This is a genomic window from Micromonospora sp. DT231 (assembly GCF_049847025.1).
Classification (GTDB): Bacteria; Actinomycetota; Actinomycetes; order Mycobacteriales; family Micromonosporaceae; genus Micromonospora.
Genome location: NZ_JBNCNO010000004.1, coordinates 413,575 through 437,340 on the forward strand (window position 1 = coordinate 413,575; position 23,766 = coordinate 437,340).

A 23,766-nucleotide genomic window follows, 5' to 3' on the forward strand; every position below is an offset into this window, starting at 1 on the left:
TTGCGCTCTCGGTCGTCGTCGCGCGGCGCGCACCCGATCTGGCCCGACCGACACCGCACGATCGCGGGGACGGCGGTCAGCGGAGGTGCAGGACGTCCCCGGCGGCCAGGGTGCGCGCTCCGATAGCTGTCGTGACCATCAGCTGGCCGTCCGGGTCGACTCCGGTGGCGGTGCCGGTGAGAGTCTCGCCGTCGGGGAGCAGGACGCGTACCTCACGGTCGATCGTCGCGCACGCCGCCAGGTAGGCGTCGCGCAGGCCGCTGGCCACCGCGTCGCCACCCGCCGAGCGCCACCTGTCGTACCAGTCGGCGACCGCCCGCAACAGCGCCCGCAACAGCGGGTCCCGGTCGGTCGCCGTGGCACCGGCCAACTGCAACGAGGTGGCCGGCAGCCCGGTCGGATTCACCGGCAGCTCGTCGGCGCGCAGCGTCACGTTGAGCCCGATGCCCAGCACGATGGCCGGCGGTTGGTCCGGTGAACGTCCGGGCACCGCCTCGGCCAACACACCCGCGCACTTCGCGCCGTCGATCAGCAGGTCGTTGGGCCACTTCAGGGTGGCGTCCAGCTCGGCCAGCCGGGCCACCGCCTCGACCAGCGCCACGCCGGCCAGCAACGGCAGCCACCCGTACCCGGTGGGTGGCACGGGCCGCCAGTCGCGGTCCGGCACGGCCACACCGGGCCGCAGCAGCACGCTTGTCGCGATGCCGGCCCGGGGTGGCGACTGCCAGACCCGGCCGCGCCGGCCACGCCCGGCGGTCTGCCGCTCGGCCACCACGACCAGACCCTCGGGTTCGCCGGCCCGGGCCGCCTCGGCCACGTCGGCGTTCGTGGAGCCGGTCTCGGCGCGCAGTTCCAGTCGGGCCCACGGCCCGTTCGGCGCGACCAGCGCGCGGCGCAACCGGGCCGCCGACAGCGGCGGGCGGTCCAGATCGGTGTACGGGGAGCCCGACATTCCGCCAGCCTACGGCGGTGGTGGCGTCGACACTGAGGGGTACTGCACAGCGGCACCGACCTGAACCATCGTTATATTCCCTGGGTGACTACCGAGACCGGGACCAACATCCACAGCACCGCGGGCAAGCTGGCGGACCTGGAGCGCCGGGTCGACGAGGCGGTGCACGCCGGGTCGGCCCGCGCGGTCGAGAAGCAGCACGCGCGCGGCAAGAAGACCGCCCGTGAGCGGATCGACATGCTGCTCGACGAGGGTTCCTTCGTCGAACTCGACGAGCTGGCCCGGCACCGGTCCACGGCCTTCGGGCTGGAGCGCAACCGCCCGTACGGCGACGGTGTGGTCACCGGCTACGGCACTGTCGACGGCCGGCAGGTGTGCGTGTTCGCGCAGGACTTCACGGTCTTCGGTGGTTCGCTCGGCGAGGTCTTCGGCGAGAAGATCGTCAAGGTGATGGACCTGGCCATGAAGATCGGCTGCCCGGTGGTCGGCATCAACGACTCCGGCGGCGCCCGCATCCAGGAGGGTGTGGTCTCGCTCGGCCTCTACGGCGAGATCTTCTTCCGCAACGTGCGGGCCTCCGGCGTCATCCCGCAGATCTCCCTGGTCGTGGGGCCCTGTGCGGGCGGCGCGGTCTACTCCCCGGCGGTCACCGACTTCACCGTGATGGTCGACCAGACCTCGCACATGTTCATCACCGGACCGGACGTGATCAAGACGGTGACCGGCGAGGACGTCGGCATGGAGGAGCTGGGCGGGGCCCGCACGCACAACACCCGCAGCGGCAACGCGCACTACCTCGCCAGCGACGAGGACGACGCGGTCGACTACGTCAAGGCGCTGCTGTCGTACCTGCCGTCGAACAACCTCGACGAGCCGGTGGTCTTCGAGGCGCCCGCGGACCTGGCGATCAGCGACGAGGACCGGGAGTTGGACACGCTGATCCCGGACTCGGCCAACCAGCCGTACGACATCCACCGGGTGATCGAGCACGTCCTCGACGACGGGGAGTTCCTGGAGGTCCAGCCGCTCTACGCGCAGAACATCGTGGTCGGCTACGGCCGGGTGGAGGGCCGCCCGGTGGGTGTCGTCGCCAACCAGCCGATGCACTTCGCCGGCACCCTGGACATCGCCGCCTCGGAGAAGGCCGCCCGGTTCGTGCGCACCTGCGACGCGTTCAACATCCCGGTGCTGACCTTCGTGGACGTGCCCGGCTTCCTGCCCGGCACCGGCCAGGAGTGGGACGGCATCATCCGCCGGGGCGCCAAGCTCATCTACGCGTACGCCGAGGCCACCGTCCCCAAGGTCACGGTGATCACCCGCAAGGCGTACGGCGGGGCGTACGACGTGATGGGTTCCAAGCACCTGGGCGCGGACCTGAACTTCGCCTGGCCGACCGCCCAGATCGCGGTGATGGGCGCACAGGGCGCGGTGAACATCCTCTACCGCTCCGAGCTGGCCGGCGCGGAGGACCCGGCGGCGGTCCGCGCCGAGAAGATCGCCGAGTACGAGGACACCCTGGCCAACCCGTACGTGGCCGCCGAGCGCGGCTACATCGACTCGGTGATCGCCCCGCACGAGACGCGCACCCAGATCGTCCGGGCACTGCGCGTGCTGCGTACCAAGCGGGAGACCCTGCCGCCCAAGAAGCACGGCAACATCCCGCTCTGAGGCCGCTCCGCGGACCGGGGGTCAGCAGGGCGGGTTGGCGGCGGCGCACATCCGGGCCGCCGCCGCCACGGCGAGCCGCACGAGGTCCGCCTCGGTGCCCCCCGCCCAGGGGCGGAGCACCGAGACGGTGTCGCCGACCCGGACGACCGCCACCAGAATGGGCGACGGATCGTCGGCGAGCGGCTGCCCTGTCTGCACGTCCCGGGGGGCGGTGAGCGAGTCCCGCAGGATGGCGGCGTCGTCCCCGGCGAAGCCCCGCTGCACCACCGCCCACCGGTGGACCGCCTCCATCGTGCGGATGCCCTCCGCCGTCTTCACCTGCCCGACGCTGCGCCACTCGGCGCAGGGTGCGACCAACTCGTCCAGTTCGGCGAAGAGCTGCGTGGCCGCTTCGGGCACCATTCGGAAGAGATCCTGCGTCAACACGCCCTTGCTTTGTGTGGCAACGCTCGGAGACTGCGTGTGCACCAGGGTCTGCGAGCGGGACAGGATGGACATCTTCCGGCCGTCCGAGCGCCCCTGGCTCGTCCGGCAGTAGTCGAGCTGGTGATCCAGTTGGACCGGCTCACCGAGCCCGGAGTCGCTGAGCTGCACCTCGACCTGCTGCGGCAGCTCGGCTGGCGGCAACAGAGCGTCGGTGGTGATCTCGTGCCGGGTCGGCGCGGCCGAGGGCGCGGCGGCCGGCAGGGCCGGCGACGGCGACTTCCTCGGCGCGGCGACCGCCACCGCGGAGACCCCGGCAAACGCCAGCACGACGGTGGCCACGACGATCCTGCGCTGGCTGCGACGGCGGGCCCGGGAGCGGATCTCCTCCGGGGCCGGCCACCGGACATCCCGCAGGTCACTGTGGATCTGCTCGACGAACGGCAGGTCATCACGCATCGGTGGCCTCCTCCAGATCAGAGACGGCGAGCAGACCGGCGAGCGCGGCGCGCCCCCGGGAGAGGCGGGCCTTGACGGTGCCCACCGGGGCCGCGGTTTCCCGCGCCACGTCGGCGACCGGCATGCCGACCAGGTAGTAGAGGGCGATGGCGACGCGTTGCTCCTCGGGCAGCCGGCGCATGGCGGCGACCACCTCGACGGTGTCGGTGCCCGGGCCGGGAACGGTCTCGGTGGCCCCGTGCCGCAGGTACGCGCGGGCACGACTGCGCAGGCTGCGCCACCGGCTGACCGCGACCCGGCTGGCCACCACCCGCACCCACGCCTCCGGGTCGTCGTACCCCCGGACCGTCGACCAGCGCTGCCACGCCCGGATGTACGCCTCCTGCACGGCGTCCTGAGCCTCGACCCGGTCGCCGGTCAGGGCATAGACGAACCCGAGCAGCCGTTGCCGGCTCCCCGTGTAGAACTCGTCGAACCCGTCGCTGTCCGGCACCCGCTACCTCCCCGTGTCGGTCGCAGGGAACACGCGCCGGGTCGGGTCGTCGGTTGCCGAGATCAGGGAATCATCTTCTCCAGTTCGGCGAGCGGGAACCCGCCGGCCCCGATCCGCTCCCGGACCGCCCGGCGGACAGCCCGCTGGACCGCGACGTTCACCGGCGTCGGTACGCCGTGCAGCCGGCCGAGCAGCGCGATCTCACCGTTGAGGTGGTCGACCTCGGTCGAACCGGTGCCCCGGGCCAGACTCTGCCAGGTGGAGCCACCGGAACGGGCCGCACCGTCGACCGGGCGCTGCTGCACCAGGTCACCGCGTTCGGCCTTCTCCTCCGCCGGCGAGGTGTGCGCGATCCCGGCGGCGGCGAGCGCGGCGACGCCCTCGGCGCGTACCCGCTCGACAAACACGTCCGGGACGTCCCGGCCGAGCAACGCCTGGAGACCGTTGCCGAGATTGCTGAGCAGCTTGCCGTACTTCCAGCGCAGCACGTCCGCACGGACCGGCGCGACGAATCCGGCGGCGCTCAGATCGGCGGCGATCGCCCGGTCGGTGTCGTCGGCGCCCTCCGGGTATCGCCCGATGTGGAGCATCCCCGGATGTGGGTAGCCGTTCGCCACCACCACGCCCGGGTCCAGGTGGGTGGCCGGCAGCCAAACGCAGACCGGGTGCACGTCGGCGAAGAGCCGCAGCGCGGCCCGCTCGTTCGCCACACCGTTCTGCGCGGTCACCAGCGGCAGCCGCTCGCCCGCCGTGCCACCGCCGGCCACCGGCGCGTCCACCCAGGCGGCCAGCGCTCCGGCGGTGTCCTGCGACTTGACGGTGAGGATCAGCACCGTGTCCGCCGGCAGCGGCTGGTCGTCGGGCCCGTCCACGGCGGCGAGCCGGGCGGTGACCTCGCCGTCGGGCTGCCGCAGGGTCAACCCGCGCGCCCGGATCGCAGCCAGGTGTGCACCACGGGCCACCACTGTCACGTCCCGATCGGCCTGGGCCAGCCGTACGCCGATGGTCCCACCGACCGCACCCGCCCCGATGATCACGTATCGCATGGCCTCATTCTGCCCGCTGGGTCAGACCGTGAGGCCGGCGCTGGTGAGGATGGGGCCGGTCAGCAGGAGGGCGCCGGCCACCAGGGCGGCCAGGTTGACCAGGGCGAAGAAGGCCACCCAGAAGAGCGGCGGGAACGGGGTGAGCCCGGCGAGCTGGTCGGCGTCGGAGGCGGGCATCCGGCCCCGCGACCGCAGCCGTTGCAGCTCCACCACCGGTCGCACCCCGCCGAGCAGCAGGAACCACACCCCCACGTACGCGAACGCGGCCTGCACCTGCGGCGTGGCGTACCACGAGACGGCGAACACAAGTGCGCCCGTGACCAGCAGCGACACCACCCCGAAGACGTTGCGGATCATGACGAGCATGGCCAGCAGCAGCACCACGGCCACCCAGAGCAGCAGGGTGATCCGGTTGCCGCCGAGCAGCCAGGCACCGGCGAGCCCGACCAGCGGCGGGGCGACGTACCCGGCGAGCAGGGTGAGGATCATGCCCGGCCCGGTGGGACGGCCGGCGGAGAGCGTGAGCCCCGACGTGTCCGAGTGCAGCCGGATGCCGCGCAGCTTGCGGCCGGTGAGCAGGGCGACGAGCGCGTGCCCACCCTCGTGGGCGATGGTGATGGCGTTGCGGGCGATCCGCCACGGCAGCCGGGTGGACACCACCACAAGCGCGACGGCAGCGGTGATCAGCACCAGCAGCGGGGGCGGGTCCGGCTGAGCGCCGAACAGCGTGTCCCACATCTCGCCCAGCCCGTCGATCGACATCATGGGGCGCGAGCCTACCGGCGGCGTTCCGTGTCGCTTCCGGAGCACCGACTCGTCATGCCTGAGACTTCGGGTAGCCAACGAGGTCAGAGGTGATTGCAGATGAGGTCATTGCCCGTGGAACACCATGTCGGGCTCTGGACCGAGGCCGACTACTTCGCCCTGGGTGAGACCCCGGACCGGATCGAACTGCTCGACGGGAGCCTGCTTCTGAGCCCTGTCTCGAGTAAGCGCCACCAGTTGGTGTCGCGCCGACTGGCAGACCATGTCGAGCGCGCAGCAGTCGGCCTCGCAGTCTTCGGGGCGGTCAACGTTCGACTCGAGGTGGATCGGATCGTCATTCCCGATGTGGTTGTCGCGGACGTCGACGACCAGGGCACGGTGGTGGAGGCCGCCGAGGTGGTGCTCGTCGGCGAGATCGTCTCGCCCGGTAACGCCGCCGCCGACCGGCTGGTCAAGATGCAGCTCTACGCCATCGCGCGAATCCCCTGGTACCTGCTGGTCGAGCAGGACGGCGACGGTCACTCGCTGCGGCTCTACCGGCTCGACGGTGGGCACTACGTCGAGGACCAGGTGGCCAAGCCCGGCGAGACGTTGACCGTCGTCGAGCCGTTCCGCTGGCAGCTCGACCCGGCCACTCTGGGCTGATTCGTTCCGCTCCGGTCACCTGTGCGACCGACACTCGTCGATGAAGCTTTTTTCAGTCACCCTTGTGATCTAGGGCACTTATCTCCAAAGATGGTTGTCGATAGAGCGACGTCCTTGGAGGCACTCATGGCCCGTACCTCGTCATCGCTGCGCCGCGCGTTCGCGGCCGGCCTCACCGTCCTCGCCACCGCGGCGGCGGCCCTGGTCGCGACCGCCGGACCGGCGGCCGCCGCCACCACACCCGGCATCGACGTGTCCCGCTACCAGGGCAGCATCAACTGGACGAGCGTCCGCAACGCGGGCATCCAGTTCGCCTTCATCAAGGCAACCGAGGGCACCACCTACAAGGACCCGAACTTCAACGCCAACTACGTCAACTCGTACAACGCCGGGGTGATCCGCGGGGCGTACCACTTCGCCCGGCCCAACATCTCCGCCGGCTCGACCCAGGCCAACTACCTGGCCTCCAACGGCGGCGCCTGGTCGGCGGACAGCCGCACCCTGCCGGCGGCGCTGGACATCGAGGCCAACCCGTACAGCGGCGGCTACTGCTACGGGCTCAGCACGACCGGAATGCGCAACTGGGTGCAGGACTTCCTGAACACCTACCGGTCCCGCACCGGCCGGTACGCCGTCATCTACACCACCACGAGCTGGTGGAACCAGTGCACCGGAAGCTGGACCGGCCCGTGGGCGAACCACCCGCTCTGGCTGGCCCGCTGGTCGAGCGCTCCCGGCACCCTGCCGGCCGGCGCGCCGGTGTGGAGCTTCTGGCAGTACACGAGCACCGGCGCCGTCTCCGGGATCAGCGGCAACGTGGACCGCAACTACTGGAACGGTGACCGCAGTCGACTGGTCGCGCTGGCCAACAACACCTGATCGGGCCGTTGGCGGCAGCGGGATCGACGGTCACCACACGGTTGACAATCGGTCCGGCTGCCGCCACCCACCGGGTACGGGTCAGACCCGCCGTCGGCTCAACACCGGCACCATCACCGGAGCATCCTCGCGGACCAGCGCGTCCCGCCGGCTGAGTCGCCGGACGCCCACCGCACCAGCGGTGATGGCAACGACGCCGAACAGCGCGACGAGTACCGGAAGACCAACGCTGATCAGCAGCAGTGCCACATCGCCGAGTGCGACGAGCATCCACAGTGCCAGCCGGGGCCGGGCGTTCCTGTATCGGTAACCCATGTCGCACCTCCCTCCGTCGTTGGAGATCAGATACCCCGAACGACGCAAGAACATGCGAGAGAGGTTCGCGCAGGTGCGGAACGCCTGTCAGTTGACCCGATCGGGCTTGAAGCCCTTGACGATCTGGTCGAAGTTGGCGAGGTTGGCCTGCCAGTCCTTCTCCGCGATCTCCCACCGGATGGCGAAACCCCGGTTGGTGGCGGTTACGAAGCCCCGGTTACGCACGTGGATGCGGGTGCCGTCCCGGGTCTCCAACCACTCCCAGTCGGCGCAGGTCCGATACCAGTCGCAGGCCTTGATGCTGCCCACCAACTGATAGTTCTTGACCAGATCCCGACGGTCAGGTTCGATCGCCTTCCAGTCGGCGACCGCGTCCTTCTTCGGGGTGGGGGTCCACTGGACCAGCATTATGCCAGGCCCGCCGGACTGGTTGAAGACGAAGGTGTCCTTGCTGGTCTGACGGCCGCTCCAGCCGGGTGGAAGCGGGATGGAGAAGATCGGCCCCTCGTGCAGCTTCCAACCCGCCGGCAGCGCGGTCGGGTCGGTCGACGGCGTGGCCGAGGGCGACGCACTCGGTGCGCCCGTGGTGGGCGGAGGCGCCGCCGGAGCCGAGGACTGCGCCGGCGCCGACGTCGCGGCCGCACCGGTCGTCGGGCCGGTCTGCGGGGTCTCGTTGTCGTCGCCCTTGGTGAGCATCGGCACGATCACCACGAGGCCGATCAGCAGCAGGGCCACAAGCGCCCCGATCAGCACGTTGCGTCGGGTGTTGTTCGGCTTCGTACCGTCGAACGCCGGCACCGCCGCACGCCCGGCCGGACCCACCGGCGGCATGAGCGACGTCGGCGTCGTCGGCTTGCGCTGCTCCGGCGCCACCGGCGGGCCGTCGACCACAGTCGGTTCGTCGTCGATGGTCGCCGTACTGTCGTCGGTGTGCGTCGTACCGTCGCCGCTCGTGTCGGGTGCGGCCGTGACCTTCGCGGTCGGGTCGGCATCGGACGGGCGGTCGATCGTGGCGGTCGGCTCGGCCGGGACCGCCGCCGTCGGGTCGGCCGGGACCGCCGCCGTCGGGTCGGCTGGCACCGGTGCGGGCGGGTCGGCTGGCACCGGCGCGGGCGGATCGGAGTGCTCGCCGGAGGGAACGACTGTCGTCGGCGTGGCATCGGCGGCGGGACTCGCAGCTGCGACAACCGAGGTCGCGGCGGCGGCCGGCGGCGGCGACACCGGCCGGTCGGCACTCTCGGCCGGCCGCGGGGCGGGGACGTGCGGCGGGCGCGGCTCGCGCGGACCGTTCGGCCCCGGCCGGCGTACGCCATCCAGCAGCGAGATCCCGCGCGCACGCTTGCCACCGGCGCGGCGCAGCAGGCGTTCCGCCACCTCGGCGGTGATCCGCTCGTGCGGATCCTTACGGAGCAGGCCGTTGAGCACTGCCTTGAGCGGACCGGCGTTCTTCGGCGGCGGAATCGGCTCGGTCGCCAGCGCTGCGAGGGTGCCGATCGCCGACGGCCGCGCGTACGGCGACTTGCCCTCGACAGCCGCGTAGAGCGTCGCGCCCAACGACCACAGGTCCGCCTCCGGGCCGGCGGTGCCGTCCCGGGCCCGCTCCGGCGAGATGTACGCGGGTGAGCCCAGCACCATCCCGGTGCGGGTCACGTTGGGGTCGCCCGGGATCGTGGCGAGACCGAAGTCGGTCAGCACCACCCGGCCGTCCTCACCCAGAAGCACGTTGCCGGGCTTGACATCGCGGTGCATGACGCCCGCCTTGTGCGCGGCACTGAGCGCGCCCAGCACGCCGAGGCCGATCTCCACAGTGCGGGCCACCGACACGGGGCCGTCCTCGGCGAGAGTGTCCTGCAACGACCTCGACGCCACGTACTCCATGACGATCCACGGATCACCATCGGTGCGCAGCACGTCGAAGATGCGCACGACGTTCGCGTGGTTGAGCCGGGCGATGGCCCGCGCCTCCCGCAGGGAGCGCTCGCGCATCTCCCGGCGCTCCTCGTCGGTGAGACCCGGCGGCGGCACCAGTTCCTTGATGGCGACGTCCCGGTGCAGCACCTCGTCGCGCGCCTTCCACACCCTGCCCATGCCACCCTGGCCGAGCGGCGTCAGAAGCCGGTATCGGTCAGCGACAAGTTGGGGAAGCGCGTTCGACATCGCTGAGACGGTACCCGGACCCGCCGACGCTCACACCGCCGGCACGCCACTGTGCGCTTCCCGCAACTTCGCGCCGCGTACCCTGGCGTCATGTCTGCCGAAGAGCCGCTGTTCCGGGTCGTCCGGGGCGTGCCCACCGCGGAGGAGTTGGCCGCCCTGGTAGGGGCGATCATCGTGCGAACCCGCCCCGCCGCCGCGCCCACGCCGACGACCACGTCCGTCTGGGCGCGCAGCGCTCGGCCGGTCAGCCCCGGTGGGTGGCGCACCGCCGGCCTGCCTCGCTGACCCGACCCTCCGGCGGGGGCTGCCAGGGGCGCGTGCAGCCGTTACCCTCACTCAGGGAGACGGTGTCGTGACAGTTAGGGAGGACCCGTGATCCCCGAAGAGGACCGGCCAGCGCCCTGGCTGCGCGGCTACGGCGGCATCGAGGCCGACATCAGCCAGCTCAGAGAGTTCGCCGACCGGCTCGCCGCCGAGGTCGAGAGCAACTACGCGCCGCACCTTCCATACATCGCCGAGGACATGTCCGCGCGGCTGCCCAACCCGTGCGACGCCTTCGTCGAGTTGGTCACGTTCCTGCACGCGCACCACGAGACGCAACAGGCCACCGCCGACATGGTCTACGCCGTCCGCGGCGCCACCGGCCACCTGGCCGCCGCCGCCGACCAGGTCGCCACCAGATACGCCGACAGCGACGCCTTCACCGCCGCCCGCGTGGTGGACGTGCGACAGGCCCTCGCCGACCCGACCAGCATGCTGCCCGGCGGCCCGACACCGATGCTGACCGACCCGACCGGCCCCGACGCCGAAGGGCCGGTGGTGCTGCCATGATCGAACGGGGCACCGGCCGCACCTCCGGCCTCACCGACTGGCAACTGATGGACGTCAACAGCATGTGGGCCTGCCTCCAGGACCACGAGACCGACAACCACTGGAAGCAGGTCGCCGGCTGGCGCAAGGTCTGCGACCTGGCGCAGACCCACCTCAGCCGCCTCCAGGAATACCGGCGCGGGCTCGCCGAGGCGTGGCCACCCGAAACCAGCGCCGCCTCCAGCACCTACCTTGCCGAACTCGACGAGCTGATCGACAAGGTGCAGCGCACCCACAACGCCGCCGCCGCGAACTACACCGCACTCTCCGCCGCCACCCAGGCCATCGGCACCACCCGCGCCGCGCTCCGCAAAATCCACGAGGAGTACGCGACCAAGTCCCAGCAGAAGCAGGCGTTCGAGTCGATGGCCGCCGACCCGTTGGCGGTGATGGGCAATCGGGTTACGAAAGCGCCGGTCACCGACGCGGACCTGGAGCGGCTCAATACTCAGGCACGAGCGGCGATGTTCAGCCTCAGCGGCGAACTCCAACAAGCCCAAGCAACCCTCCAAAAACCACCCGCACCGCCTCGTCGACCTGGCCACCAGCCAAACGATCCGGACATATATGGGACCAACACTCAGAGTCCGCTCATCCCTCCGGTTGTTGCTGTGCCGATGGTGCCGGCAGCACGGTTGCAAACCTCGGAGCCAGCACCGGCAGGCCGGGCGCCTCTTCAGACTTCCTCGGGAGTCGGTCCGATCCTGGGCGGCATAAGTTCAGGCTCAATCCCGACGACGACTAACCTGACTCCGCCTGGATTTACGAATCCCCCCACAGCACCCCTTAGCGCTCCTGCGGGGCCGCCGTCCAACTTCTCTCTTCGGCCCCTTAGCGAACTTTCGCCACACACTCAGGCAGGGCCAATCGGCACTCCGCCAGGTGGACAGAACAAGCCTCCCCAGCGACCGGTACCACCCACCTCCCCCCACCCGCTGCCACACGGAGGCCTTATCGGGGGCCCACCAGGAATTAACCTGGGCCGGCCGGGAGCGGAACCGAGCTCGCCCCGCCGCGTCAACCCAATCGGCGGCGTGATCGGGGGCGGTGGAGCCGGCACTGCCCCTAGCGGAGGAGCAGGGTCTCGACCTGGTGCTGGTCGAAGCTTCTCATCAGCACAGAGTTTCCCGCCTTGGGGCGGCGCTCCCGGATTGGCAAATCCCACCGGTACACAGCCGAGCTCTGCTCGACCAAATGGTCGCAGGCAACCAGAGAACACCTTACCGTATTGGGATCCCGACAATCCATGGGAGACTGAGAATGGGGTCGCACCAGTTGTGCGACCACCCGATGATGAGGGACACATTGATCCCGGCCCGGCTATTGGCTTCACGCGGTAATGACATTAATTGCCAAGTTCGCACTCATCGCGCTAATTTCGACCATGATGGTCACAGCTCCATCAGAGGACACGAACTCACAGTTAACACACTACGCCCACCAGCCCAATGAGGCCGAGCGCATTCGGGAGGACCAGTGGCACCTCCGCTACCTCGACCTCACAAGAGTGCAGACCATTAGCCAAGGCGACGGAGTCGTCGTCGCGGTGCCTGATACCGGTGTAGATCCGCATCCTGACCTTAGAGACAACCTACTTCAGGGCATCGACACTGTATCGGGAGGCTCGGGGGATGGCCAGACTGACTCAAACAGTCACGGCACGAGCATGGCAGGGCTAATCGCCGCACATGGCAGAGGCGGAAACAGTGGTGCTCTTGGCGTGGCGCCGAGATCTAAGATTCTTCCAATAAAGGCGGCTGCGGCAGATAATTACGGCGAAGCAGATGATCTCGCTGCAGCTTTGGAGTACGCCACATCTAAAAGAGTCCAAGTGATCAGCATTTCAAGCGACGGCCCGTCGACTGAACGTCTAATTCGGGCAGTCCAAGCTGCACTCGCAGCGGACATTACCATCGTGGCAGCGGCAGGTAATTTGCCTTTCGGGTCGCTTGGATACCCGGCAAGCGAAGACGGCGTAATCGCCGTTGGCGGCGTCGGTCGAGATGGACTGCACGCCGCCATCTCGGTGACCGGACCAAAGATCGACGTAGCTGCTCCCGCTGTTGACATTTACAGCACTAGTTACGACGGAAAGTACTCGAAAGGCACTGGCACATCGAGCGCCACGGCGATTGTGGCGGGGGCGGCGGCGTTGATTCGGTCCAAGTACCCGTACCTGCCGGCGCGGGAGGTGGCGCACCGGCTGACGGCAACGGCGATCGACAAGGGCCCGCCTGGGCGTGACGACGAGTACGGCTATGGCGTGATCGATCTGGTGGCGGCGCTGACGGCGGACGTACCGCCGCTGGGGTTTGAATCTGTGAGCGCGCCGGCCGGTGCTGGCCCAACGACGACCGATGCTCAGCCGGGTGACGGTGGCGCGACGGCGCGTGGCCTGGCCACCCTTGGAGTGATCTTGGCCGTGGGGGTTGGGTGGGCGGTGGTGGCGCGGCGGCGTCGGCGCGGGGATGACCCGCCGCCCAGGATTAGTCGCTGATCGGTCCGCGATATGGCGATCGACTCGGGTTCCTTGATGTCGCGGTGTCCGAGGCGGTGGGATACCGCGGTTTCAGCATCGGCGAGTTGATCAGGCTGGGCGCTCGGTTGACGGAGGTCGAGCACGCCCGGGGGACGACGTCGGGACGGGTGCGTGGCGGGAGGTCGTTGTGGGGATGGTTGACCGGTAACGTCGGGTGGGTGTCTGAGACCCTGCCGCTCCGCCTCGTGCTCGCCTCGGCGAGCCCTGCCCGTCGAAAGTCCCTCCAGGCTGCCGGAATTGAGCCGGATGTGCTGGTCAGTGGGGTGGACGAGTCGTTGGTGGTGACCGAGCGGGCTGAGGAGTTGTGCCTGGAGTTGGCTCGGCTCAAGGCGCAGGCGGTGTTGACCCGGCTGAGTCCGGACGCCGGCCAGCGGACGTTGGTGATCGGCTGTGACTCCGTGCTCGCCTTCGACGGGGACATCCTCGGCAAGCCCACGGACGCGGCGGACGCCACCGGGCGTTGGCTGCGGATGCGGGGGCGCAGCGGCGTCCTGCACAGCGGGCACTGCCTGATCGACGTTTCCGCCGGGCGGCGCGCGGAGGCGGTCGCCTCGACCACTGTCCACTTCGCGGACATCAGCGATGACGAGATCGCCGCGTACGTGGCGAGTGGCGAGCCGCTGGCGGTGGCTGGCGCGTTCACCATCGACGGGTTGGGCGGGCCGTTCGTGGAGCGGATCGAGGGTGACCCGGGGACTGTGGTGGGGTTGTCGATGCCGCTGCTGCGCCGTCTCCTCGCCGAGTTGGATCTGCGGATCACCGACCTGTGGACGAAGGTCGCGCCGGGCGGCCAATCGGTCGAGCCAGTCGGTAACGTCCGGTCATGACCACCAAATCGATCCCGCTGACTGACGAGCTGCACTCCTACCTGGTCGCCCACGGCTCCCCGCCCGACGAAATCATTCGTGACCTGGCCGAGGAGACCCTGTCGGTGCTGCCGGAGCACGCCACCATGCAGGTGGCACCGGAGCAGGCCGCCTTTCTGACGTTCCTCACCCGGCTGCTCGACGTACGGCAGGCTGTTGAGGTTGGCACGTTCACCGGGCTCTCGTCGCTGGCGATCGCCCGCGGGATGCCCGAGGGCGGGCGGCTGACCTGCTTCGACATCTCCGAGGAGTTCACCGGCATCGCCCGGCGCTACTGGGAGCGGGCCGGCGTGCAGGACCGGATCGAGCTGCGCATCGGCCCGGCCGGGGAGACGTTGCGGGAGTTGCCGCACGAGCGCTACCTGGACTTCGCGTTCATCGACGCCGACAAGACGGGCTACCCGGTCTACTGGGCTGAGTTGGTGCCCCGGATGCGGCCCGGTGGCGTGATCGCTGTCGACAACGTCCTGCGCGGCGGACGGATCGTGGCGCCGCAGAACGAGGGCGACCGGGCGATCGCCGCCTTCAATGATGAGGTGTTGGCCGACGTACGGGTGGACCCGGTGATGCTGCCGATCGCGGACGGCCTCACCCTCGCCCGGGTGCGTTGACCGGCGACGCCCGTCGGTCACACTGATCGACTCGGGTTCCTGGAAGTCGCGGCATCCTCACCAGTAGGACACCCCGACTTCCAGTAACCCGAGTCGATCAAGCCACGACCATGCGCCGATCACGCCGGGCCGGCAGCTCGGGTCAGCGGACGCTGCGGGCGAACTGGCGAGCGGCCCAGTAGACGCCCAGCGCGGCGAGCACCGCGGTGATGCCGAGGCCCTGCCAGACCTTGTCGCTGGCCAGGTCGCCGGCGAACAGCGCCCGGGTGCCGTCGACCGCCCAGGAGAACGGGTTCCAGTTGGCGATGCCCTGCAACCAGCCGGGCGCGAAGGTGAGCGGCAGCAGGATGCCGGACAGCAACAGCACCGGCTGCGCCACCGTGTTCATCAGGGGAGCCAGCGCGTCCTCGCTCTTGACCTTGAGGGCGACGCCGTAGGAGACGGCCGAGGTCATGAGGGCGATCAGGGCGAGCATCAGGTACGCCAGCAGCAGGTCCCCGATGAACACCCGCAGGTCGAACAGGAGCGCCAGCAGGGTGATGATGATCGCCTGCACGACGAGCGACACGACGTCACGCAGCGAGCGGCCGAGCAGCAGGGCGAGCCGGCTGATCGGGGTGACCCGGGAGCGTTCGATGACACCGGCGCGCAGTTCGGCGATCAGGCCGAAGCCCTGGAACAGCCCGCCGAAGATCGCCAGCAGCACCAACAGGCCGGGTACGAAGATCTTGTAGGCGGCGGCCTGGGTGGGCGCGTTCAGTGCCGGCTTGAGCAGCGGGGCGAACAGCAGCAGGTACATGACCGGCTGGAACACGCCGACGAAGACCCAGACCGGGTTGCGCAGCAGGAGTTGGGTCTGGCGTTGGAAGATCAGCCAGGTGTCACGGGCGAATTTCATGAGTGATCTCCGGGTTGTCAGGACTCGCGCAGCGAGCGACCGGTCTTGGTGAGGAAGACGTCGTCCAGGCTGGGTCGGTGCAGCTCGATCGAGCGCAACTCCAGCCCGGCGTGGTCGAGCCTGCGCAGCACCTGCGGGATGGCGATGGCACCCTCGTCGACGTAGAGGCGCAGCCCGCCCTCGTCGATGGCCTCCAGCTTGTTGACGTACGACTCGTCGTCGAGCACCTGGGCGGCCTGCGGGGTGACGGCCAGGTCGAGACCGACAAGCACCACGTCGCCGGAGATCTCGCGCTTCAACTCGGCCGGGGTGCCCTCGGCCACGACCTCGCCGTTGTCCATGATCGCGATCCGGTCGCAGAGCGCGTCGGCCTCGTCCAGGTAGTGCGTGGTGATGAAGACGGTCATGCCGTCGCCGCGGAGCCGCCGGATCTCGTCCCACATGTGCGCGCGGCTCTGCGGGTCGAGGCCGGTGGTCGGCTCGTCCAGGAAGACGATCTTCGGCTCGTGGATGATGCCGAGCGCGATCTCGACCCGCCGACGCTGGCCGCCGGAGTAGGTCTTGCACGCGCGGTCGGCGTACTCGGTGAGTTGGAAGGCGTCCAGGGCGCGGACGGCGCGCCGCTGCGCGTCGGCCTTGCCGATGCCATACATGCGGGCGTGCAGCACCAGCTCCTCGCGGGCGGTGGACTCGTCCCAGGTGCTGCCGCCCTGCGGGACGTAGCCGATCCGGCGGCGCACCTCGGCCGGGTCCTTGCGCAGGTCGGCGCCCGCGATGGTGGCGTCGCCACCGTCCGGCTCGATGAGCGTCGCGAGCATCCGCAGCGTGGTGGTCTTGCCGGCGCCGTTCGGGCCGAGGAAGCCGAAGATCTCGCCCTCGGCGACCTTGAGGTCGACGCCCCGCACGGCGTCCACCGTCTTCGTCTCTCGACCCGCGCGGGAGCGGAACGACTTCCGTAGCCCCCTGGTCTCGATCATTTTTGCTCCTGGTCGTTCGGGCCGGCCGCGCCGGCCGTCGAGTGGGGACGACGCCGGACGGCGCACTCCCCCGCAGTGCCGCCAGCAGGCTAACGCGATATAGCTTTTTTAGTCAACGTTGATTATTCCGCTTGCTTCGGTGGCGCCGACTCCCGACGGTCCCTGAAACCCGACCAACCCTCGGCGCTCTCCAGCTCAGCAGGCAGGTACGACACTCCGGAGTCGATCCGCTCCGCGATCCGCTCACACCACCCCATCTCCGCCTCCGCCCGCGCCGCCCACAGCTCGAACATCCAACCCACGTGCACCGGCTTGCGGTTACGCACCCAGTCCGACTCCAACGAGGCACGCATCGACTCGACACCGGCGCGCAGCAGATTGGCCCGATTGCGCAGGGCCGCCGCGGCCTCGGCGCGCGGCATGGCGGGCAGGAAGGAGAAGGCCACCGCGAAGGGGTCGGACTGCTCGCCGAGGTTCCACCAGAGGTTGCGCAGCAGCGTCTCGAACTCGTCCTCACCCTTTGCGGTCACCTCGTAGGTGGTCCGAGCCGGGCGGGCTCCGACCTGCTCGGTGGCGACGGCCCGGAGCAGCCCTTCCTCGGTGAGCTTGCGCAACGCGTGGTAGATCGAGCCGGGCTGCACGTTCGCCCACTTGTCGGCGCTCCAGCTCAACAGCTCGCGGCGTACGTCGTAGCCGTGCACGGGCTGCATCCACCGCACCAGACCGAGGATCATCATTCGAGTTGCAGACACCGCACAAGCGTAATAGCCAAGTTTGACTATGGTGCGTGCCGCATTCCACACTGAGCGATCGTTAGGGTGACCGGGGCGGCCGATACACTCCCCGTCAGTAACCTGCCGGGGAGGAGCCACGAAGGTGCGCAAGGTACTCATCGCCAACCGCGGCGAGATCGCCGTCCGGGTGATCCGTGCGTGCCGCGACGCCGGCCTGGGCAGCGTCGCCGTGTACGCGGACTCCGACCGCGACGCCCTGCACACCACCCTCGCGGACGAGGCGTACGCGCTCGGCGGGGACAGCGCGACCGAGACGTACCTGCGCATCGACAAGCTGCTCGACGTCGCCGCGCGGGCCGACGCGGACGCCGTACACCCGGGTTATGGCTTTCTGTCCGAGAACGCCGACTTCGCCCAGGCGGTCATCGACGCCGGGCTGACCTGGATCGGCCCCACCCCGCAGGCGATCCGCGACCTGGGCGACAAGGTGACCGCCCGGCACATCGCCCAGCGTGCCGGCGCTCCGCTGGTCCCCGGCACGCCGGACCCGGTGGCCAGCCCGGACGAGGTGATGGCGTTCGCCGTCGACCACGGCCTGCCGGTCGCCATCAAGGCTGCCTTCGGCGGCGGCGGCCGCGGCCTCAAGGTCGCCCGGACGATGGAGGAGATCCCCCAGCTCTTCGAGTCGGCCACCCGAGAGGCGGTCGCGGCGTTCGGCCGGGGCGAGTGCTTCGTCGAGCGCTACCTGGACCAGCCCCGCCACGTCGAGGCGCAGGTCCTCGCCGACCAGCACGGCAACGTGATCGTGGTGGGCACCCGGGACTGCTCGCTGCAACGTCGCCACCAGAAGCTCGTGGAGGAGGCCCCCGCGCCGTTCCTCACCGACGCCCAGCGGGCACAGATCCACGAGAGTGCCAAGGCGATCTGCCGGGAGGCTGGCTACCACGGCGCCGGCACTGTCGAATACCTGGTCGGCAGGGACGGCACCATCTCCTTCCTGGAGGTCAACACCCGGCTCCAGGTCGAGCACCCGGTCACCGAGGAGACCGCTGGCATCGATCTGGTCCGCGAGCAGTTCCGGATCGCCGACGGCGAGAAGCTGCGCAGCACCGAGGACCCGACGCCGCGCGGGCACGCCATCGAGTTCCGGATCAACGGCGAGGACCCCGGCCGCAACTTCCTGCCCGCGCCGGGCACCGTCACCACGTTGCGCCTGCCCACCGGCCCGGGCGTTCGGGTGGACACCGGCATCTCGGCCGGCGACGTGATCGGCGGCAACTTCGACTCGCTGCTGGCCAAGGTGATCATCACCGGTGAGACGCGCACCGAGGCGCTGGAGCGCGCCCGCCGCGCGCTTGACGAGATGGTCGTCGACGGGATGGCCACCGCGCTGCCGTTCCACCGGCTGGTCGTGCGGGACGAGGCGTTCACCGCCGAACCGTTCACCGTGCACACCCGGTGGATCGAGACGGAGTTCCACAACACCGTGCCGCCGTTCGCCGCCGCCGCCGCCGCCGAGGCGCCGGCCGAGCGCGACACCGTCGTGGTCGAGGTGGGCGGCAAGCGCCTGGAGGTCAGCCTCCCCGCCGGCTTCGGCGGGAGTACGACCACCGCGGCACCCGCCACCCGTAAGCCGGGACGACGCGGCGGCGCGGCCAAGGGGGGCGCGCCGGTCAGCGGCGACGCGCTCACCTCACCCATGCAGGGCACCATCGTCAAGATCGCGGTAGCCGACGGCGACACCGTGGCCGAGGGGGACCTGGTGGTGGTGCTGGAGGCGATGAAGATGGAGCAGCCGCTGCACGCCCACAAGTCGGGCACGGTGAGCGGGCTCACCGCCGAGGTCGGCGCGGTGCTCACCGCCGGTGCTCCCATCTGCACCATCGCCTGACGGGCTTTGACCCTAGTCCTGCTACTTCGTCCTGCCGGCGGGGTGGTTTGCGGCACCGAGGCGGGCGCGGACGGCCGTGGCCGGGAATGATGGCCGGGTGCGGTTCCTTCACGGCGCGGCCCCCGCGCACGATCTGACCTATACCGACGTCTTCATGGCGCCGGCCCGCTCCGACCTGGGTTCCCGGCTCGACGTCGACCTGTCCACCGGTGACGGCACCGGCACCACCATCCCGCTCGTGGTGTCCAACATGACAGCGGTCGCCGGCCGGCGGATGGCCGAGACGGTGGCCCGCCGAGGCGCGATCACGGTGATCCCGCAGGACATCCCGATCGAGGTGGTGGCGAATGTCGTCGCCTGGGTCAAGCAGCGGCACCTGGTCTACGACACGCCCATCACCCTGGGCCCGACGGAGACCGTGGGTGACGCCATCCACCTGCTGCCCAAGCGCTCGCACGCCGCGGTGATCGTGGTCGACGACGCCGGCCGGCCGATGGGCGTGGTCACCGAGGCGGACACCACGGGAGTGGATCGGTTCGCCCAGCTCCGTCACGTGATGTCCACCGAGCTGCACACCGTCCCGGCCGACGCCGACCCGCGTACCGGCTTCGACCTGCTCTCCGCGGGCCGTCGTCGGCTCGCACCGGTGGTGGACGCCGACGGTCGGCTGGTCGGGGTGCTGACCCGCCAGGGCGCGCTGCGCGCCACCCTCTACACGCCGGCCGTGGACGACCGGGGCCGGCTGCGCATCGCGGCGGCCGTCGGGATCAACGGCGACGTGACCGGCAAGGCCGCCGCGCTGCTGGAGGCGGGGGTGGACACGCTTGTCGTGGACACCGCACACGGCCACCAGTCGCGGATGATCTCCGCGCTCCAGGCGGTCCGCAAGCTGGACCCGGGGGTCCCCGTCGCGGCCGGCAACGTGGTCACCGCTGAGGGAGTACGTGACCTCGTCGAGGCGGGTGCGGACATCATCAAGGTCGGCGTCGGGCCGGGCGCGATGTGCACCACCCGGATGATGACCGGCGTGGGTCGGCCGCAGTTCTCCGCCGTACTCGACTGCGCGGCCGCAGCCCGGCAACTGGGCCGGCACGTCTGGGCCGACGGCGGGGTGCGGCACCCCCGGGACGTGGCGCTCGCGCTCGCCGCCGGGGCGTCGAACGTGATGATCGGTTCGTGGTTCGCCGGCACCTACGAGTCTCCCGGCGACCTGTACACCGAGCCGGACGGCCGGCGCTACAAGGAGAGCTTCGGGATGGCCTCGGCTCGGGCCGTCAGTGCCCGTACCGCCGACGACAGCCCGTACGACCGGGCTCGCAAGGCGGTGTTCGAGGAGGGCATCTCCTCGGCGCGGATGTACCTGGACCCGGTCCGACCCGGCGTCGAGGACCTGATCGACGAGATCATCGCCGGTGTTCGCAGCGCCTTCACCTACGCCGGCGCACGAAACCTGACGCAGTTCCACGAGCGGGCGATCGTCGGCGTGCAGAGCGCCGCCGGCTTCACCGAAGGAATGCCCCTGCCCACGAGCTGGTGACCCCGGCCCCGCCTGCGTCACGATGGAGTTGCGCCGCCTTGTTCGACGGGCGGCAAGGGGCGAAACCACCACCACTTTATGAACGACGCCCGGGCGGGCGTGCCGAGGAGCTGAGCGGCGAGCGGCATCGGCCGCCGCCGTGCCGGCGCTGCTCGCGCCGCCCATGAACCGTTTGGCCGCCGGACGCGGATAACAGGTGACCCATCCCGCTCCGCGAAAGGCTTTATATGAAGCACCTGCGGCGAGCAAAAGATGTCGATGTCGGTGCGATGGCGGACGGAGCGATTATCGCCCGGTCCGTGCAGGAACCGGAGATCTTCTCGGTCATCTTCGACCGACACGCGCCGCACATCCATCGTTACCTGGCCCGTCGTCTCGGCGGGCCGGCGGCGGACGACCTGGTTGCTGAGACGTTTCTCGCGGGATTTCGTCGTCGGGATCGATTCGACGTCACCCACTCGAACGCCCGGCCATGGCTGTATGGAATCGCAGCCAACATCGTCAGCCAACACTGGCGCAATGAGGAGCGGGAGTACCGGTTACGGCAGGCGTACGTCCCCCCGACGAGCGAGACGGAGCACGCCGACCGGGTCACCAATGTGGTGACCGCGCAATCGCTACGTCGACTCCTTGTGGACGCGTTGGCCGTGCTCTCCGACGGAGACCGCGACGTGTTGCTGCTGGTCGCGTGGGAGGACCTGACCTACGACGAGGTTGCCGCCGCTCTGACGATTCCGGTCGGCACCGTGCGATCACGACTCAACCGAGCCCGCCGGCTGCTCCGTGAGCGGTTGGGCGGCGAACCGGCCGGCACTATCAAGGAGGCACTGCGCAATGGATGAGATGCGGCTGCTCCAGCAACTCGGTGGCGAGACCGGGCTGCCGACGACCGAGCGGTTGGAGCCGGCCCGTAACCGGCTGACGACCGCGATGACCACCCTGCCCTCCGTACCCGTGACGACGGTCGTACTTCCGGCGCCTCCTCGCTCGCGGCAGCCCGTTTGGCGGCTCGTGCTCAGCGGGGTGGCGGCGGCCAGCGTAGCTGCGTCGCTGGCTGCCGTACTGGTCCTTGCCCCGGACCGGCTCGGTGGCAGCACGCCGGCCGCCCGGGCCGATGCGGCCCAGGTTCTCCGGAACGCGGCGGCCGCTGCGCTGGAGCTGCCCGACGTCAATCCCCGGCCACATCAGTTTGTCTACTCGCGCAGCCAGCAGGGTCCGGAAATCCGGGAAAGTTGGCAGTCGGTGGACGGAGTCCGGGACGGTCTGATCATCGAGACCGCTACCGGTGGCCGCACGGAGACCATCCTGCCCGGCTGCCGGAACGGAAGGTCCGCGGTGACTAGGGGCAACCAGGTGGTGCCGGGCGAGACCGAGCGGTGCACTCCAACGCCCGCCTACCGTGCCGACATGCCCACCGACGCCGCCGCCATGCGGGCCTTCCTGACGAAGAATCGCAGCGGTGGACCGGGTGACGCCAATGCTGCCGGCAAGGACCTCCTCTACTACCTCGGCGAGGGCTACCTACGCCCCCGATCACGTGCGGCGCTCTACGAGGCGGCGGCGACGACGCCGGGCCTGCGGGCTGTGGAGCACGCCAAGGACGGCGCGGGCCGATCGGGTATCGGGATCACCTGGTCGTCGACGGGCGGCCCGGGACAGATCGTGCTGGTCTTCCATCCCGAGACCTACGCCTTCCTCGGCGTGGGTGGGTCGGCGGGATCGTCGGCCGTGCTGGCTCTCGCCATCGTCGACCGAGTCGGTCAAACACTCTGATCTTGCTCGGACGGGCGGGCGCCTCGGCGCCCGCCCGTCCGGTGGCTGCCGGAGCCGGTGCCGGGAGCAGAGCGGCTGTCGTTTCTCGGGGCGAGCGAAGGCATCATGCGCGTTGACCCCTCGGTGGATGATCATTTTCCGGCGATCGGCTGGTCCGGCCGGAACGGTTCGCGCGCCAGGCGGCTCAGGACTTCGCGGGCCGCGTCCCGGGGGTTGTCGCCTACCCGGTCGGGGAGAGCGCCGGCCAGCCAGAGGGTCGCGAAGCCGTGCGCGATCGACCAGGCGGCGAGCGCGTCCCGGTCGGTGTCGGCGGGCGTGTCGCCGGAGGGCAGTGTTGCCACCTGGGACCGCAGTGCGGCACCGGCACGCTCCCGCGCGGCGATCAGCTCGGGGTCGTCGGCCCGGTACAGCTCCGGCCGGAACATCACCTCGAAGTGCGCACGGTGTCGGACGGCGAAGTCGACGTACGCGACCCCGGCGGCCAGCAGGTCGTCACCCGCCGCCGCCAACTCCTGGGCCAGCAGGTCGAAGCCCTGGGTGGCGAGCGCGGTGCGCAGGCCGGCCTTGTCGCCGAAGTGATGCGCGGGTGCGGCGTGCGAGACACCGGCCCGACGGGCCAGGTCACGCAGGCTCAGCGTGGCCTGCCCGTCCTCCTCGATCGCGTCGAGCGCGGCGGCGAGCAGGGCGCGACGGAGGTCGCCGTGGTGGTAGCCGCGCGTCTCGGTCATGCCCGAATTCTATCTTGTCGTTGACAAGATGCCACCCGAAGGGCAATCTTGCCAGCGACAAGATTGCTCGAGGAGGTTTCCGATGGCACCCCTGATCGCCCTGATCGTCGGCACCGCGCTGGCCCGACTGGCCGGCCTGGCCGGCATCTCCGCGCTGGACGGATGGCATCCCGCACTGCGGGTCGGGCTGGCCCTGCTGTTCGTGCTGACCGGTGTCGCGCACTTCGTCGGTCCGCGCCGCGCCGACCTGATCGCGATGGTCCCGCCACGACTACCCCGCCCGGATCTGCTGGTCACCCTCACCGGCGTCCTCGAACTCGTCGGCGCCGTCGGGCTGCTGATCCCGGCGACAGCACGGCCGGCCGCGGCCGGGCTGGGCCTGCTCATGCTCGCCATGTTTCCCGCCAACGTGTCGGCCGCCCGCCGGAAGCTCACCCTCGCCGGACGTCCGGTGACACCGCTCGCCCAGCGCACGGTCCTGCAGATCGTGTTCGTGGTCACGGCCGCGATTATTTCGTTTGGCCCCTGACTATCAGGTGG

At 70.1% G+C, this 23,766-nt stretch carries 25 protein-coding genes; 13 read left to right on the plus strand and 12 right to left on the minus strand.

What is annotated here, in order from left to right:
* Positions 1-76: 76 nt before the first annotated feature.
* The gene (locus tag ACPXBU_RS13280) at positions 77-952 is read right to left on the minus strand and encodes a biotin--[acetyl-CoA-carboxylase] ligase (RefSeq protein ID WP_425758240.1); all 876 of its coding nucleotides are present in this window, start codon (positions 950-952) and stop codon (positions 77-79) included.
* Positions 953-1,036: 84 nt separating this feature from the next.
* Here ACPXBU_RS13280 and ACPXBU_RS13285 point away from each other — a divergent pair, with 84 nt between their 5' ends.
* Positions 1,037-2,620, plus strand: a complete 1,584-nt coding sequence (locus ACPXBU_RS13285; RefSeq protein WP_425758241.1) for an acyl-CoA carboxylase subunit beta — start codon at positions 1,037-1,039, stop codon at positions 2,618-2,620.
* 21 nt (positions 2,621-2,641) lie between these two features.
* Here ACPXBU_RS13285 and ACPXBU_RS13290 read toward each other — a convergent pair whose 3' ends face one another.
* The 4 genes from ACPXBU_RS13290 to ACPXBU_RS13305 form a co-directional block, all read right to left on the minus strand.
* Positions 2,642-3,502, minus strand: a complete 861-nt coding sequence (locus ACPXBU_RS13290) for a hypothetical protein (RefSeq protein ID WP_425758242.1) — start codon at positions 3,500-3,502, stop codon at positions 2,642-2,644.
* Positions 3,495-3,995, minus strand: a complete 501-nt coding sequence (locus ACPXBU_RS13295) for a sigma factor-like helix-turn-helix DNA-binding protein (protein WP_393366384.1) — start codon at positions 3,993-3,995, stop codon at positions 3,495-3,497. The genes ACPXBU_RS13290 and ACPXBU_RS13295 overlap by 8 nt, the downstream gene beginning before the upstream one ends.
* Before the next feature lie 62 nt (positions 3,996-4,057).
* The gene (locus tag ACPXBU_RS13300) at positions 4,058-5,041 is read right to left on the minus strand and encodes a ketopantoate reductase family protein (RefSeq protein WP_425758243.1); all 984 of its coding nucleotides are present in this window, start codon (positions 5,039-5,041) and stop codon (positions 4,058-4,060) included.
* Between the two features lie 21 nt (positions 5,042-5,062).
* Positions 5,063-5,806, minus strand: a complete 744-nt coding sequence (locus tag ACPXBU_RS13305) for a M50 family metallopeptidase (protein WP_425758244.1) — start codon at positions 5,804-5,806, stop codon at positions 5,063-5,065.
* A gap of 99 nt (positions 5,807-5,905) precedes the next feature.
* Between ACPXBU_RS13305 and ACPXBU_RS13310 the strand changes: the two genes are divergently transcribed.
* On the plus strand, positions 5,906-6,451 hold the full coding sequence (locus ACPXBU_RS13310; protein WP_425758245.1) for a Uma2 family endonuclease: 546 nt from the start codon (positions 5,906-5,908) through the stop codon (positions 6,449-6,451).
* 126 nt (positions 6,452-6,577) lie between these two features.
* Positions 6,578-7,330, plus strand: a complete 753-nt coding sequence (locus tag ACPXBU_RS13315; RefSeq protein WP_425758246.1) for a GH25 family lysozyme — start codon at positions 6,578-6,580, stop codon at positions 7,328-7,330.
* Positions 7,331-7,411: 81 nt separating this feature from the next.
* Here the strand turns inward: ACPXBU_RS13315 and ACPXBU_RS13320 are convergent, their stop codons facing one another.
* Together ACPXBU_RS13320 and ACPXBU_RS13325 are read right to left on the minus strand one after the other, a co-directional pair.
* Positions 7,412-7,645, minus strand: coding sequence for a hypothetical protein (locus ACPXBU_RS13320; protein ID WP_393366375.1), 234 nt, complete (start codon positions 7,643-7,645; stop codon positions 7,412-7,414).
* A gap of 87 nt (positions 7,646-7,732) precedes the next feature.
* The gene (locus ACPXBU_RS13325) at positions 7,733-9,802 is read right to left on the minus strand and encodes a protein kinase domain-containing protein (protein ID WP_425758247.1); all 2,070 of its coding nucleotides are present in this window, start codon (positions 9,800-9,802) and stop codon (positions 7,733-7,735) included.
* Positions 9,803-9,892: 90 nt separating this feature from the next.
* Between ACPXBU_RS13325 and ACPXBU_RS13330 the strand changes: the two genes are divergently transcribed.
* Positions 9,893-10,087, plus strand: a complete 195-nt coding sequence (locus ACPXBU_RS13330; RefSeq protein ID WP_393366371.1) for an acyl-CoA carboxylase subunit epsilon — start codon at positions 9,893-9,895, stop codon at positions 10,085-10,087.
* An 87-nt stretch (positions 10,088-10,174) separates the two neighbouring features.
* Positions 10,175-10,633: a hypothetical protein gene (locus ACPXBU_RS13335; RefSeq protein ID WP_393366369.1), complete on the plus strand. Its 459-nt coding sequence runs from the start codon at positions 10,175-10,177 to the stop codon at positions 10,631-10,633.
* 292 nt (positions 10,634-10,925) lie between these two features.
* On the opposite strand, the gene ACPXBU_RS13340 is transcribed toward ACPXBU_RS13335, so the two are convergent.
* Entirely contained in the window at positions 10,926-11,069 is a 144-nt protein-coding gene (locus tag ACPXBU_RS13340; RefSeq protein WP_425758248.1) for a hypothetical protein, read from the minus strand.
* A gap of 942 nt (positions 11,070-12,011) precedes the next feature.
* Here ACPXBU_RS13340 and ACPXBU_RS13345 point away from each other — a divergent pair.
* The 3 genes from ACPXBU_RS13345 to ACPXBU_RS13355 all read left to right on the plus strand — a co-directional run bounded on the left by ACPXBU_RS13345 (position 12,012) and on the right by ACPXBU_RS13355 (position 14,688).
* The gene (locus ACPXBU_RS13345; protein ID WP_425758249.1) at positions 12,012-13,169 is read left to right on the plus strand and encodes a S8 family serine peptidase; all 1,158 of its coding nucleotides are present in this window, start codon (positions 12,012-12,014) and stop codon (positions 13,167-13,169) included.
* Positions 13,170-13,369: 200 nt separating this feature from the next.
* On the plus strand, positions 13,370-14,038 hold the full coding sequence (locus ACPXBU_RS13350) for a Maf family protein (RefSeq protein ID WP_425758250.1): 669 nt from the start codon (positions 13,370-13,372) through the stop codon (positions 14,036-14,038).
* A complete protein-coding gene (locus tag ACPXBU_RS13355) occupies positions 14,035-14,688 on the plus strand; it encodes an O-methyltransferase (RefSeq protein WP_425758251.1) in 654 nt (217 codons plus the stop codon). The genes ACPXBU_RS13350 and ACPXBU_RS13355 overlap by 4 nt, the downstream gene beginning before the upstream one ends.
* 142 nt (positions 14,689-14,830) lie before the next feature.
* On the opposite strand, the gene ACPXBU_RS13360 is transcribed toward ACPXBU_RS13355, so the two are convergent.
* From ACPXBU_RS13360 to ACPXBU_RS13370, 3 genes are all read right to left on the minus strand, one after another.
* Complete coding sequence (locus tag ACPXBU_RS13360; RefSeq protein ID WP_425758252.1) at positions 14,831-15,586, minus strand: ABC transporter permease; 756 nt, start codon at positions 15,584-15,586, stop codon at positions 14,831-14,833.
* Positions 15,587-15,603: 17 nt separating this feature from the next.
* Positions 15,604-16,563: an ATP-binding cassette domain-containing protein gene (locus ACPXBU_RS13365; protein ID WP_425758253.1), complete on the minus strand. Its 960-nt coding sequence runs from the start codon at positions 16,561-16,563 to the stop codon at positions 15,604-15,606.
* Positions 16,564-16,685: 122 nt separating this feature from the next.
* Complete coding sequence (locus ACPXBU_RS13370; RefSeq protein WP_393367084.1) at positions 16,686-17,300, minus strand: PadR family transcriptional regulator; 615 nt, start codon at positions 17,298-17,300, stop codon at positions 16,686-16,688.
* Positions 17,301-17,439: 139 nt separating this feature from the next.
* On the opposite strand from ACPXBU_RS13370, the gene ACPXBU_RS13375 reads away from it, so the two are divergent.
* The 4 genes from ACPXBU_RS13375 to ACPXBU_RS13390 all read left to right on the plus strand — a co-directional run bounded on the left by ACPXBU_RS13375 (position 17,440) and on the right by ACPXBU_RS13390 (position 22,498).
* Complete coding sequence (locus ACPXBU_RS13375; protein WP_425758254.1) at positions 17,440-19,188, plus strand: acetyl/propionyl/methylcrotonyl-CoA carboxylase subunit alpha; 1,749 nt, start codon at positions 17,440-17,442, stop codon at positions 19,186-19,188.
* A gap of 97 nt (positions 19,189-19,285) precedes the next feature.
* Complete coding sequence (locus ACPXBU_RS13380) at positions 19,286-20,725, plus strand: GuaB1 family IMP dehydrogenase-related protein (protein ID WP_425758255.1); 1,440 nt, start codon at positions 19,286-19,288, stop codon at positions 20,723-20,725.
* Between the two features lie 227 nt (positions 20,726-20,952).
* Positions 20,953-21,567: an RNA polymerase sigma factor gene (locus ACPXBU_RS13385; RefSeq protein ID WP_425758256.1), complete on the plus strand. Its 615-nt coding sequence runs from the start codon at positions 20,953-20,955 to the stop codon at positions 21,565-21,567.
* Complete coding sequence (locus ACPXBU_RS13390) at positions 21,560-22,498, plus strand: CU044_5270 family protein (protein WP_425758257.1); 939 nt, start codon at positions 21,560-21,562, stop codon at positions 22,496-22,498. Before ACPXBU_RS13385 ends, ACPXBU_RS13390 begins: the two co-directional genes overlap by 8 nt.
* A gap of 131 nt (positions 22,499-22,629) precedes the next feature.
* Here the strand turns inward: ACPXBU_RS13390 and ACPXBU_RS13395 are convergent, their stop codons facing one another.
* Positions 22,630-23,226, minus strand: coding sequence for a WHG domain-containing protein (locus ACPXBU_RS13395; RefSeq protein WP_425758258.1), 597 nt, complete (start codon positions 23,224-23,226; stop codon positions 22,630-22,632).
* A gap of 82 nt (positions 23,227-23,308) precedes the next feature.
* Between ACPXBU_RS13395 and ACPXBU_RS13400 the strand changes: the two genes are divergently transcribed.
* Entirely contained in the window at positions 23,309-23,755 is a 447-nt protein-coding gene (locus tag ACPXBU_RS13400; protein WP_393366348.1) for a DoxX family protein, read from the plus strand.
* The last annotated feature ends 11 nt before the right edge of the window (positions 23,756-23,766 follow it).